This window comes from Parabacteroides sp. AM08-6, from assembly GCF_003473295.1.
Classification (GTDB): Bacteria; Bacteroidota; Bacteroidia; order Bacteroidales; family Tannerellaceae; genus Parabacteroides.
In genome coordinates this window covers 41,819-55,889 of sequence record NZ_QRMP01000027.1, presented here as the reverse complement: position 1 = coordinate 55,889, position 14,071 = coordinate 41,819, and the positions used below count along the sequence as shown (strand labels likewise).

At 43.8% G+C, this 14,071-nt stretch carries 12 protein-coding genes; all 12 read right to left on the bottom strand.

Going from position 1 to position 14,071, the window contains the following annotated elements:
- Positions 1 to 114: 114 nt before the first annotated feature.
- Positions 115 to 1,206, bottom strand: coding sequence for an ABC transporter permease (locus tag DW103_RS14395; RefSeq protein ID WP_122277332.1), 1,092 nt, complete (start codon positions 1,204 to 1,206; stop codon positions 115 to 117).
- A gap of 16 nt (positions 1,207 to 1,222) precedes the next feature.
- Positions 1,223 to 2,353, bottom strand: coding sequence for an ABC transporter permease (locus DW103_RS14390; protein WP_122277330.1), 1,131 nt, complete (start codon positions 2,351 to 2,353; stop codon positions 1,223 to 1,225).
- Positions 2,354 to 2,358: 5 nt separating this feature from the next.
- The gene (locus DW103_RS14385; protein ID WP_122277328.1) at positions 2,359 to 3,093 is read right to left on the bottom strand and encodes an ABC transporter ATP-binding protein; all 735 of its coding nucleotides are present in this window, start codon (positions 3,091 to 3,093) and stop codon (positions 2,359 to 2,361) included.
- A gap of 51 nt (positions 3,094 to 3,144) precedes the next feature.
- Positions 3,145 to 4,080 carry an ABC transporter ATP-binding protein gene (locus tag DW103_RS14380; RefSeq protein ID WP_122277326.1) on the bottom strand — a complete coding sequence of 312 codons (936 nt, stop codon included), beginning with the start codon at positions 4,078 to 4,080 and terminating at the stop codon, positions 3,145 to 3,147.
- A gap of 32 nt (positions 4,081 to 4,112) precedes the next feature.
- Positions 4,113 to 5,030 (bottom strand): HlyD family secretion protein, encoded by a 918-nt coding sequence (locus tag DW103_RS14375; protein ID WP_122277342.1) that lies wholly within the window; start codon positions 5,028 to 5,030, stop codon positions 4,113 to 4,115.
- A gap of 19 nt (positions 5,031 to 5,049) precedes the next feature.
- Entirely contained in the window at positions 5,050 to 6,291 is a 1,242-nt protein-coding gene (locus DW103_RS14370) for a TolC family protein (protein ID WP_233545702.1), read from the bottom strand.
- Positions 6,292 to 6,396: 105 nt separating this feature from the next.
- Positions 6,397 to 7,026, bottom strand: coding sequence for a TetR/AcrR family transcriptional regulator (locus DW103_RS14365; RefSeq protein ID WP_122277338.1), 630 nt, complete (start codon positions 7,024 to 7,026; stop codon positions 6,397 to 6,399).
- 121 nt (positions 7,027 to 7,147) lie between these two features.
- Positions 7,148 to 8,140, bottom strand: a complete 993-nt coding sequence (locus DW103_RS14360) for a glycoside hydrolase family 43 protein (protein WP_122277324.1) — start codon at positions 8,138 to 8,140, stop codon at positions 7,148 to 7,150.
- Between the two features lie 17 nt (positions 8,141 to 8,157).
- Entirely contained in the window at positions 8,158 to 9,363 is a 1,206-nt protein-coding gene (locus tag DW103_RS14355; RefSeq protein ID WP_122277322.1) for an L-serine ammonia-lyase, read from the bottom strand.
- 26 nt (positions 9,364 to 9,389) lie between these two features.
- Positions 9,390 to 10,523 (bottom strand): acyltransferase family protein, encoded by a 1,134-nt coding sequence (locus tag DW103_RS14350; protein ID WP_122277320.1) that lies wholly within the window; start codon positions 10,521 to 10,523, stop codon positions 9,390 to 9,392.
- On the bottom strand, positions 10,524 to 11,639 hold the full coding sequence (locus tag DW103_RS14345; RefSeq protein WP_122277318.1) for an acyltransferase family protein: 1,116 nt from the start codon (positions 11,637 to 11,639) through the stop codon (positions 10,524 to 10,526).
- A 97-nt stretch (positions 11,640 to 11,736) separates the two neighbouring features.
- Positions 11,737 to 14,058 (bottom strand): ABC transporter permease, encoded by a 2,322-nt coding sequence (locus DW103_RS14340; RefSeq protein WP_122277316.1) that lies wholly within the window; start codon positions 14,056 to 14,058, stop codon positions 11,737 to 11,739.
- Positions 14,059 to 14,071: the final 13 nt, after the last annotated feature.

Below are 14,071 nucleotides of genomic sequence, written 5' to 3'. Positions count from 1 at the left end.
TTTCGTCTTGAAAAACTGTACCCGTCGTTTTGCCAATTATAGGTGCAAAAAAAGAACCTCCCTACTCCCGCGCTACATGCGGGAACAGGGAGGTCCGTATCAGTCCGGTCTCCGCTACCCGTTCTTCCGGTAACTCACGACAGCCAGCACGTTGAAGCAAACGGCAAAGAGGCAAATAATGATGAAATGCCCGGTCAAGTCTGCAAAGTGGCTTCCTTTCAGATAGACCATGCGAACGACTTCAATAAAATAACGCAACGGATTAAACTGAGTCAGATGTTGCGCCCATTCCGGCATACTGCTGATGGGAGTAAACAAACCTCCCAGCAAAATAAAGATGATAAAGAAAAAGAAAGCTGTAAACATAGCTTGCTGCTGGGTGGACGAAATAGATGAAATAGCAAGCCCGAAGCCGGTAAAAGCAATCAGATAGGCGGCTGCAAACAGATAGATAATCCCGAAATTACCCACCGGAGTCAAGCCATAAACTACCCAAGCAATTATCGCACTTATTGTCAGCAGGATAAAGCCGATAATCCAGAAAGGAATCAGTTTAGACAAAAGGAAAAGAGCTTTCGGGACAGGAGTGACGTTAATCTGCTCGATTGTACCTTTCTCTTTCTCGCCCACAATGTTGAGAGCCGAAAGAAAGCCGCCGATAATGGTCAGCAGAAAAGCCATGATGCCGGGCACCATATAGTTTTTATAATTCAGATGCGGATTAAACAAATTTGTGGAACGAATGCCGCTCTGCAAGCCGCCTGCCACAAACCCTTTTTCCTGATTAAAGTCCTGAATGATGGAAGAAAGATAAGAACTACCCATTCCGCCTTTCGTCCCGTTCACGGCATTGGCCGCTATCAAAACATCAGCCTGCCCGTCTCGTCCCAGTTTTTCTTCGAAACGGGAAGGTATCTCAAGGATTATATCGGCGGCATTGCTTTCGATGGACGACAAAGCATGGTTGTAATCCGGCGAATAATCGGTCAGATGGAAATAACCGGACGAAAGGACTTTGTCCGTCAGTTGTCGCGACACGACGGAATGGTCGTTGTCCACTATGCTTAAATTGATATTCCGCATCTCGAAGTTCGCGGCGAAAGGCAGAACAATCAACTGCAACAACGGCAATATAAAGATAATGCGAGGCAGAAAGCGATCCCGCATGATTTGCTTAAATTCTTTTTCTAACAAATATCTGAGCATAACTATTCCTCCTTACTTATTCCAACCTTATCTTAAACCGCTTCACGCTAACTACAATCAGCACCACCACCATAAAGGCCAACACACTCACCTCTTTCCAGATTGCCCCCGCCGAAAGTCCTTTAATCATCACATCTTTGACCGCGATGATATACCATTTGGCAGGAACGATATTAGAAAGCCATTGCAGTATTACCGGCATATTCTCTATCGGAAAAACCATACCACTCAGCAGCATCACCGGAAGCATCAACACCACCGCACTAACCAGCATGGCTGCTTGTTGCGTATTGGCAATCGTCGAAATAAGCAAACCCAGGCAGAGCGCAACCAACGCATACAAAATAGAGATGGCAATCAACAAGGTCAAGCTACCGGCTATCGGTACATCCAGCAGGAAGTAGGAAAGCGCAAGAATGGTGATAATATTGACCAGACTAAGCAACAAATAAGGGGCAGCCTTTGCCAGAATAATATAAATCGGCTTCATGGGCGAAACCAGCAGGACCTCCATTGTCCCTATCTCCTTCTCCTTTACAATACCGACAGAGGTCATCAAGGCGCAAATCAACATCAGTATCAACCCCATCACTCCGGGTACAAAATTGTACGCACCCTTCATGAGCGGATTGTAGAGAAGATGAACCACCGGGGTGATACCTGCCGAAAGCTGCCCGTTGCCGCCCGGCGACTGAGCGGTTACTGCATTCATTTCCGATTGTCTTTCCATCTTCCATTGACTGATGATGGCTGTCGCATAAGAAGTTATCTGTGTTGCCTCATTCGGGTCGGTAGCATCTGCAAGCAACTGGACGGGTGCATCGGAAGAAGAAGCATACCGGGGAGGAAAGACTAAGAGTAGGCGTATCTTCCCCTGCCGGAAAAGAGCTTCACCCTCTTCGTAACTATCCAGCACTTTATACAGTTCGAAATATTCGCTGGCTCCTATACGGTCTATAATCCGGGTAGTCGCTTCATCCCGGCTTTGGTCCAGGACTGCGACTTGGACACTCTTGATTTCGGTCGTAATCGCATAGCCGAAAAGAACTATCAGGATAACCGGCATTGCCAACAAAATCAGCATCGTACGCTTATCACGAAAGATATGGTAAAATTCTTTCCTTAGAAATGATATAAATTGCTTCATCTTCGTTACTCCCCTCTTTTTGCCTTTCGCGCCAACGCATGAAAGACTTCGTTCATATTCTTTGCCTGGAAGGTAGATTTAAGGGCTTGAGGGCTATCGAGTGCTTCAATCTTTCCGTCTACCATAATCGAGACACGGTTGCAATACTCCGCCTCATCCATATAATGTGTCGTGACGAAAACCGTGATTCCCCGTTCCGCCGCTTGATAAATCAATTCCCAGAACTGACGGCGGGTAACCGGGTCGACTCCGCCTGTCGGCTCATCCAGAAAAACCACACGCGGCTCATGCAAGACGGCAACCGAAAAGGCAAGTTTTTGCTTCCACCCCAGGGGTAAAGCATCGACAAGCGTATTCCGTTCACTTTCGAGACTCAGTACCCGGAGCAATTCGTCCGTCTTCGCTGCCAATTGTTTTCCGGACAAACCGTAGATACCACCGAACAGACGGATATTTTCCCAAACCTTCAAATCGCCGTAAAGGGAAAACTTCTGGCTCATATAGCCTATGTGCTTTTTGATTGACTCCGTCTCCCGATAAACATCGAAACCGGCTACGTGCGCTTCGCCCGAAGTAGGGACCGACAACCCGCAGAGCATGCGCATGGCAGTAGTCTTGCCCGCTCCGTTAGCTCCCAGGAAACCGAATATTTCTCCCTCGCCTACCGTAAAGCTGATATGGTCGACGGCTGTAAAGTTGCCAAAGCGTTTCGTCAAATTTTCTGTTTCTATTACATTCACGATTATATCGGATATTTATAGTAAATAATTAAAATGAACAAGGTATCAGATTTATGCTTCAGGTTGCAATGCCATGAAGCAATCTTCTATCGTCGGCTTTATCGATTCGATACTCACATCCGTATATCCTTTTGCCTGCAAATATGTTTCCAATCCGCTGACTACGGACGAAACCCCGGCATCCGACTCTTCTTTCAAAGTCAAATGATGAGCATCCCCAAAAGCATAGCAGGAATAAGTTCCGGGAAAAGCACGAAGATCCTCCAACAACCGATACATCGATGCCGAACGAACAGCCAACAAAAGCCTGGAAAATGTAGAACGGATACCGGCCGGAGTATCGACAGACAGGCATTTACCGGTACGCATCAGTGCAATACGGTCGCAACGGGAGGCCTCGTCCATGTAAGGGGTAGAAACTAATATTGTAATGCCCTGTTGTTTCAAACGGTCCAGCATATCCCAAAATTCAACGCGGGAAACCGGGTCCACACCGGTTGTCGGTTCATCCAGGAAGAGTACCTCAGGCCGATGGATTAAGGCGCAGCTTAAAGCCAATTTCTGTTTCATTCCACCGGAAAGTTTACCGGCCTTACGCGTTTTAAACGGTTCTATCTGGATATAAATATCACGTATCAGGTCATAATTCTCCTCTATCGTCGTATTGAAAACGGTTGCAAAGAAAGTAAGGTTCTCCTCCACCGTCAAGTCCTGGTAAAGAGAAAAACGACCCGGCATATAGCCCACCCGGCGACGTATCTCCCTGTAATCACGCACCACGTCCAATCCGCAAACCGACGCTTTGCCGCTATCAGGCAGCAGCAATGTCGTCAGGATACGGAACAAGGTCGTTTTCCCCGCACCGTCCGGCCCAATCAGTCCGAAAAGTTCACCGGATTTTATATCCAGCGAAATATCCTGCAAGGCATTGACCTTCCCATAGTTTTTATGGATACCGGAGAGATTTATCGTATTTGACTTGTTCATTTCCGAAATGATATTTAATGGATTGGCAACCCTTAGCGTTCTGTTGCAGTAAACACGGTTTCACCATATTGGCCTATCTTCAGATAACCATCGTTCTTCACTGCTATTTTGATAGCGTAAACTAAGTTGGCACGCTCGTCTTTCGTCTGGATGCCTTTAGGAGTAAATTCCGACTTATCGGATATCCAAGTAATTGTACCGGGATATTCACGACGTTCTTTTTCACCAAAGTCGGCGAAGACACGTACAGCCTGGTTCAACTTCAACTGTGTCAGCTGGTCGGCAGTAACATAAGCGCGAAGGTAAAGCAGGTCGGTATCCGCTATTTTATACAACGGTTTTCCGGCAATAGTCACTTCGCCCGGTTCTGCATACTTCACCAAAACAGTTCCGGTGGAAGGATTGACGATACGACTTTTTTGTAATTGGTCATCTATCTGCATAATCTGATACTGGATACTTTCGGCTTCGGCATCAGCACCTCCTGTCGTCTTATTCAGTGTAGAGTATTGTGCATCCAATTGTTTTTGAAGCACTTTGATGTTATTGACAATATCGTCTACCTGCTTCTGGTTGCCGGCTTTCGCCCGGACTAAATTTTCCATACGCTGTTGTTCGCTGCGGGCCACGGCTATTTGTTGTTCGAGAGCTGCAATCTGTTTACGGATATCCGGTTTGCGAATATCAACAGAACGCAAGCCGGCTGCCAATTGCATCTTCTTCAGATACAATTGCATACTGTCCACATAGCCGACCCAAGTACCGGCATTCAAGTGATCGCCCTCTTCCAGGGTCAGTTCCATTATCTTTCCGTTTACTTCCGAAGAAACTATTATTTCTGTGGATTCGAATGCACCTGTGGCATCGAAAGTGTCCTTATCTCTTCCGCAGGAAGATAGAAGCGGAAGGAGTGCGCAAAGAGAAATGCTATAGAAAATCGTTCGTTTCATAAGAGATGTGATTAGTCGTTTATCTTTCATTTGTCGTATATATATAATTATAGATAGCTTGCAATTGCTGGATACGATGTGTAGCAGCTGTTTGTTTGGCCATGTCTTCAGAATTTATTTCACGAATCAGGTCGGTGACAGAAATAATGCCGTTTTCAAGTTTGACCTCAGCAGCCTGCTTGATATTGGTACGGAGGCGGATGATATCCTCATCGGCTTTCATCAAATCCGTTATCTTTTTAATCTCCGTATTCTGCTGCATTAGTTGGAGACGAGTATTAAAAAGGAATGTCTCACGTTGCACCTCAACGGAACGACGAGCCGTCTCCACTTTCTTCCGGTCATTTTTTAATGTATATAATTTCCCCATATTCCAGGACAAACGGACACCTGCCATATAAAAAGAGTTGAAACCATCATCCAGCATATTCAGTCCGGGACGGCCATAGCCACCCTGCAAGAAAGCTCCGACACGAGGCATCAAACCTGCTGTTATCTGCTTGTTCTGTAATTCCAATAAATTGCTTTTAGCATCCATTGCCTGTAATTCCGGCCGCGCAATATCAGCCGACAGCCCCTGGCTACGAACCACCGGCTCTTGCAAACGAAGCTTATCTGAATACGGTTTGCCTATCAACGCACTCAGCATCTGACCATAGGCAGTACGAGCAGCTTTTAATTCTATTTCTTTTTGCCTGGCATTTAATAATTCCACTTCCATGCTCTCACGATCCGATTGGTTCGCAACGCCATTTTCCATCATACCGACTATTCGCTCTATATTGATTTGTAGCTCTTTTTGCAACAAGGCGTTCTGTTTCAGCAATTCATCTTGCAAAAGACAACCGAAAAACAATTGATTGACACGGTCATTCAACGTATAAAGGTCGCTCTCCAACTGTTCACGGTCGGCTACCGCCTGTGCCCGTGTGAGCGAACGGGTGGCTTGTATCTGCCCGCCATCCCATATATTCTGATTCACCTCGGCTACAACCTGATATTGGTCCTTGCTGAGAGTCGGAATATTAACTCCCGGCAACACAGCCGACATCATTTCCGAATCAAACGGAAGCTTTGTTACGGCACTTTGATAAGAAGCTTTTGCATTTACTGACAATTGAGGGAACCAGCCTTTCGCTGCATTCGCTAAATTATATTGCTCCGTCTGCTCAATCAACTGATGTTGTCGTATCTGCGGATAATTGGCATGCGCCCATTCGTAACACTCCGTAAGTGTTACGATTTCCTGCCCTTCTGCCATTCCCGATAACAGGGAAAGAGAACAAAGGGTGATTGCCCATTTTCTTCCATTTTTTATTACCCAATCCATAAATTCATCTTTTTTATTTTCCAATCCTCCTGTATTCTATTCATCCGGTGTCAACAATCTCAGCATAATATCCGAAATAAATGACTTTCTCTCCTCTATAAAAGCTTTGAACTTTGTTTCGTCACCATCCAGAAAAACATCTGTCAATGGATTTCTGGCAAGTATCGGAAAGACAATCAAACTTATCAAAGTTGATGCCGTATAAATCAGCGGTACTTTTTTGAGTAAACCTTTCTCCATTTCTTCCGTCATTTGCTCTTGCAAACGTAAAATGGGCTGGATACGTTGCGGCTCTTTCATCAGTGCCTTATACAAATGTTCCGGATCACGGTTAAATTCGCTCACGAGAAAAACCGGAAACTGGGGAGGTTGATGTTGCAACAACGAAACGTACTGTTCCACAACCTTTGGCAACTTCTCCAGAAAAGACGTCTTTTCATTCATAATAATGTCGATGTTGGGTAGAAAAGCATCCATTAATTGTCCGAATATTGCATCAAACAACATATCCTTCGTCCGATAATAATAATGTAGAGCCGTCCTGCTGATACCCACCTTGGCAGCAACATCCCCCATCCTTGTCGCTTCGTATCCTTTTTTCACGAAGACTTTTTTCGCCGCTTCAATAATACGGCTTTCCATGTCTAATGCTTCTTCTGTATCCATATCCTTAATTGTTATTATATCTTTCAACACAAATGTCTGACACATGTGTCAAAAGTAGTATAAAAAAAGAGGAGTGCAATAGAGACACTCCTCTTTTAATATCTTTTATAAGAGAAAAAGACTATTTTTTAATTTTTTGGGCAGGAACGCCTTCGAAAGTCATTTTAACAGGATTGATATAACCGTCCTTGTCGAAGGTCATTTTATCGATACAAGTCACCCGATGGTCGCGAGCTTTATCATTCAATGGACGGCGATGATAAACGATATAATAATCGTCCGAGCCCGGAGCATGGATAACAGAATGATGACCGGCACCTGTTGCCACTTCCGGATCTTGCTGAAGTATTTTAGCTATACGTTTAAATGGACCGAACGGAGAGTCGGAAATTGCGTAAGCAACTGAATAGTCAGGACCACCCCAGCCCCCTTCACTCCACATGAAATAATATTTCCCGTTCTTTTTAAACATAAAAGGCCCTTCTACATAATTCTCGGGAGTAATTTCCTTATACAAACTTCCGTCCTCAAAAGGAACCAGCCCGGTAAAGTCGTCGTTCAATAACACGATATTGCAATGTCCCCAACCACCGTAATACATATAATAACGTCCGTCATCATCGTGGAATACGAACTGGTCGATAGGTTGTGCACCATTTACAATTTCGTTAATAAGCGGCTTACCCAGCAAATCCTTATACGGACCTTCCGGACGGTCGCTCACGGCAACACCGATGCCTCCTATTTCACCCTCATGTACATCATTCGCTCCGAAGAAGAAATAATATTTGCCGTTTTTACTGATAACGGAAGGAGCCCACATTGCTTTTTTTGCCCATTTTACAGCGGTAGTGTCAAGCACGGAAGCATGTTTTGTCCAATTCACTAAATCTTTAGAAGAAAAACAATCAAAATAAGTTTGTTTCTCATATACATCGCTCCATGTAGGAAATATCCAGTATGTGTCATCATAAACAATTCCTTCCGGGTCGGCATACCAACCTTCAAATACGGGGTTTCCACTGGTAGCGACGTCTGCCGCTTTTTGCTGTTTCGCTTGGCAAGAACACAAAAAGCCAGCGACTAATGCAGTAAAAATAATAAGATGTTTCATTTACAAAGGTATTTTTATTATGAATGTTCCATATTCTTCGCTAAGCCCCCTTCGGATGTTTCCTTGTAAAGGCTGGGGAGATCGTTTCCGGTCTGACGCATCACTTCTACCACCTGGTCGAAACTCACACGATGCTTTCCGTCGGAAAAGTTAGAAAAGGTATTCGCGTCCAAAGCACGAGCAGCAGCAAAAGCATTCCGTTCGATACAGGGGATTTGTACCAATCCGCATACAGGATCACACGTCAATCCAAGATGATGTTCAAGCCCCATCTCGGCAGCATACTCAATCTGTGCCGGTGTCCCGCCAAACAATTGGCTGGCGGCAGCGGCGGCCATCGCACAAGCAACCCCCACTTCACCCTGACATCCCACTTCTGCACCTGAAACAGAAGCATTTGTCCGGACTACATTTCCAAATAATCCGGCCGTAGCCAATGCCCGCAAAATACGGGAATCCCGGAAATCGCGCGACTCTTTCAGATGATATAATACAGCCGGCATAACACCGCAGGAACCACAGGTCGGGGCCGTAACAATCTTTCCCCCACAAGCATTTTCTTCCGAAACGGCCAAAGCATACGCGTAAACCATGCCCCGGCTCTTGATACTACTGCCATACCCTTTGGCCCGTATCATGTAATCAGAAGCCTTCCGGCGAATACCCAAACCACCCGGCAAAATTCCTTCCGCTTCCAAACCGCTATGTACAGCTTGTTGCATCACCTCCCAAACTTCAGCCAGATAATCCCAAATATCAGGACCTTCACACTGCTCCACATATTCCCAATAAGAATGGCCGGTTTTCTCACACCACACCTGTATATCCCGGATAGTTTGCATTTCATATATCAAGGCGGTCTTTAATTCACTAAAACTTTCGTTTGCCAATGTTCCGCCACCAATACTATAAACGGTCCAACTATCCAATTTCTCACCACTCTCATTAAACGCTTCGAACAACATACCATTCGGATGAAAGGGTAGGAATATTTTCGGTTCCCATATTATATTTGTTTTTGCAACAGGGTTCAGCACTTCCAGAATAGCGGCATCCGTCATATGCCCTTTACCTGTAGCGGCAAGACTTCCATATAGAGTGACATGAAAACATGCGACCCCGCGAGTACGCTCCAAAAACATTTGAGCAGCCCGCATCGGCCCCATCGTATGGCTACTGGACGGTCCATGTCCGATTCGATATATCTGTTTAATCGATTCCATTTCTTTTTGTTTAGAACTTTAAAGTTTTATACTTTCAAAAATATATTACGTTTATAAAGCAACCACAAAATTACATAAATAATCAATGCGTTTGACACTGCAATCAATACCGGATAGTAATTTCCTGTATATTGTTCGAGACCATGAAACAAAGATGTACCTATACATCTGAAGCTAATCACATTAGCCAGCATATAAGCAACAATGGAATTCATGCCGTAGACTTTCAGCCAAGTAATATACTTGCGATGTCCCTTATAATCTATCCAATAATAAAATAAACCCATCAGCAGAAAACAATATCCGCTACTGACCAGGACCATCGAACTGGTCCAGATTTTCTTGATAACCGGCAATTGCAATCCCCATAACCAACCGACCAATACCATCACAATACCTATCCCAAACAAAAGTTGCAATTTGCGTTTCTGGACAAGATTACTTTTCAGGATTTGCCCGGCAAAAAGCCCGGTCAATACTGTTACACCAAAATTCAGGCTACTCAATATCCATGTATATCGATAACTTTCACTAAAGACCACTTGTCCATCCTGAACAATCGCCCCGTCACGGAAACGTCCCAATACAACACGGTCTATCCATTCTGCCAAATTCCCGTCCGGTGTATAATTGCCACCCCCAAAGCCATCCACTGAAATAAACTGCATAGCAGCCCAATATATAAGTAGAAGTAGAACGGCAGCTACAATCTGTACCGTTTGGCGGACATGCAGGAACAACATTGCCGTAATCAGATATCCTACTGCAATAGCCTGCAATGTATTAGAATATAAATAAATACGTTCCGGATCAAGCCCCAACAAGTTACCCTGACACATCATACCGAATATCCACAATAAACAAACACGTTTTCCGATACGACGATAAACAGCCATCTTATCCGGCATTGCTTTATAGCGTGAAAAAGCAAAAGGCATCGAGACTCCCGCCATAAACATGAAGAGAGGCATCACCAAATCCCAGGAAGAAAAACCCTCCCATTGAACATGTGAAAATCCCCATAAAAAAGAATAATACCATGAGGCATCTATCGCATGTCCTAACGGATGCAAAACACCTTCCAATGCGACAAGGCAAAACAAATCGAAGCCACGCAGAACATCCAGTGACTCCAGACGCTTATAAACTACTTGTTCCATCTACACTTTCAAGAATATACGTTGACGATACAGAAAATAAAGGAAACCCCAGCAAACAGCAATATAACCGATTGAGCCGACCAGAGGCTGCACAGTCTCCGGTACTAATCTTTCCAGCCCCCCGAAAATAGCATTTGAAGTATATTCGAAATTAACAAAATGTTGCGCCAGATAAATTGTAATGGAATTCATTCCAATCACTGTAAAAAACGGAGTCCATCTTCGCCATCCCTTGACATCGACGATATAATAGAAAAAAGCAAAGGCCAGCATAGATATACCACCGACAACACAGACAAATGAACTTGTCCACAAATTCTTATTTATCGGAAAAATAAGGCTCCACAGCAACCCGACAGCAACCAGAAAACAACCGGCAATCAACAAATAAACAACCTTTTTTATCTCCGTCAAATTCTTTTTCCGCAACTGAATAAACTCGCCCGCAAACATACCCAGCAAAGCAGTTCCGATAGCCGGGACAGTAGCCAACAGACCTTCTGGGTCATGTACCTTCAAATACAAACGTCCGGGAAGCAAGATACGGTCAATATACCCCACCAGCGAACCTTCCATCGTGAACACTCCCGCCCCATTACCGTCAGGTGCCGGAACAAACGCAACAAGCAGCCAATAACCGAGCAAGATAGCCGCCGTAATCCATACACGGGTAATCGTACGGGTATTAACAAATATCAAAGCCGCAAACATCCACGCCAATCCGATACGTCCCAATACACTGGCATAGCGCTGATGCTCAAAATCAAAGTTCAGCAACCCATTATAGATAAATCCGAAAAGAACCAAAGTCAATCCTCTACGGATAATCTTTTTATAAATTCCGGCATCCGTTTTACCCTGAAACCGTTGCTTTGCTAATGAAAAAGGGAAAGAAATCCCTGCTATAAACAAGAATAGCGGGAAAATGGTATCATGCTGGGTCAAACCATTCCACTCCACATGATGCATCTGGCCGGCAATTGCCTGAAAAAAAGCGTTTGGAAACAATGTTGCAAGAGCAACAAAAAAGGAGGCACCTCCCATAATAAAGAACATGTCGAATCCTCTGAGAGCATCCAACGACTGTAAGCGCTGAGGCTGTTTTTGTTTTTCCATATATTTATAAATCTTGTATATCAACAAAGAACTTGAATTTACAAATATAGGAGTTTTCTACTATTTAAACAGCCTCAACTACCATATTATTTCATTATCAATTCGCTTTCACATTTTCTACGGGATTAGTGTTCGCAGCACGCCAACTCTGAACAAACACAGCCGCAAAAGAAGTCAACAGGCAGAATAAACCGGCAGCTACAAAGATTAGCGGGCTTAAATCTATCCGGTACGAGTAGTCGGAAAGCCATTTTTCCATCAAATACCAAATGATGGGAGTCGCTATAATAAAAGCAATACCCACATAATTCAAAAAAGTGCGAACTAAACGTAACAGAATAGCCTGGTTGTCCGAGCCGAACACCTTACGAATGGCAATCTCCTGGGCACGTTGCTGGATAAAGTAAGTAGACATTGCCAATAACCCTAACAACGAAATCAAAACTGCGATACAGGCAAAAATAACAACAATCTTTGCCAAACGCTTCTGAGCTTCAAATGATTCTTGTATCTGCTGGTCGATAAACTTGGCTTCAAAACCCACACCGGAGACTTTCTCATAAATTTTGCGTATTTCATCATAAGCCGTAAATAAATTACCATCTACTTCTATAATTATGGACCAAGGATTAATATTCTTCGGTTCATTGATATAAAGCATCACGGGCTGATCCTCAGTCGTAACATTTCCCCGAGGTTGGAAATTTCGAAGAATGCCGGCTATCGGCACGTTTTCCGTACCCCACTTAAAGGTCGGCGCATCGTCCGGCAATTCCATATCATGCATTGCCTTTTCCGATATATACCAACTGGGACTTGCCAGATGATTATCACGTATAATTTCCAATCCTAATATATTAAACACGACGGAGTCCATAATAAACTGCTGAAAACTAAGAGTTTTATCCTCATATGTTCCAGTCAAATTATTACTGCCGCTGAAAGGCATTCCCCGGGTAAAACCGACTCGTTTCACAAATGGTAATTGTTTCACTTGGTCAATAGCAGCAATTCTCTCACTCAAAGTCAGGAAACTGTTTGAAGTTTCCAATATATTAGTCGTATTATACCCGAGCGGGGCATGTACCAAATGATCAATCTGCAAAATCATAACGATAGAAGCGGCAATCATAGAGATTGTAATCGCATTCTGAAAAGTAATAAAACATTTACTGAAGACCATCTTGGTTTGCCGGCGGAACGTTCCGCGTACCACATCAATAGGTTTGGAAGAAGACACCAAGATAGCCGGAAGAAATCCGGCCAACATACCTATCAACAAGATAAGGAGAAACCCGGAAATAATCCATCCGGGCGAACAGACATCCATCAAAGAAATACGCGTTTGCAGCAAATCATTCGCATACGGAATAACCGCTATCGCAAACAATAACCCGATTATAAATGAAATAAACGTCAGCAGAGTCGACTCCATCATCAAACGCATGAACAATTCTTTCCGTGAAGAGCCCAGCAAACGGCGGGTCGCCATTTCTTTTGCCCGCTGACCTGCTTGTGCCACTGTCAGATTGATATAATTGAATACTGCAAAAATCAGTATCAGAATACCCACGGACATCAAGACCATCACAAAACGCTTATCTCCTGAATTTCCATTACTTTTTATATTCGAAAAGTAAAGTTCTTTCAGGGGTGTCAGCGTGACCTGCTTCCATACATCCATCCTGTATGTCCAAAAAATTTCTTTCAAATATTTGTAAATATCATCAGTCTTAGATACCAAATCCGCACCAGGTTTCACCATCAGGAAAGCTGTAGTTGCCCCGGCATTATTATAGGAATTCATACTCAGCGAAGGATTAAACTCCCCAACTCCTTCTATTCGCATCAAAAGGTCAGCATAGGGAATAACTGAATTCTTAATATCTTTCATAATACCCGTAACAGATACATCAGTAGAATCGCTGATACGAATACTCTGTCCTATCGGATTTTCCAGCCCGAACAGTTTGTGTGCAAATGTCTCGGAAATAACGGCACTATTGCGAGCTTTCAGTACCTCATTGCGGTCTCCGCTCAGAAGTTCAAAGGAGAAGAAATTAAAGAAAGAAGAATCAGCAAAACAAAAATCAGCATTCAACTTCTTATCACCAACACGTACAATTTGTCCGTCAAAATTATGAGAAATCACAGGACAAATTTTTTCTATTTCGGGATAACGCTCCTGAAGACGATAAGCTACCGGAACTCCCGATACAGCAGCGTCTTCATTCCCTAATACATAAATCCGGTCAGCATACTCATGAAATTTGTCTGTCGAAAGCTCCTGTACTGTATACACAGCAATCAAAATCACAAACATCAACGATACAGATAATCCGAATATATCGATAGCCGTATACGCTTTATTCCCCTTCAGGAATTTAAGAAACGATTTAAAGTTCAACAAATTATTCATAAGAATTATATTT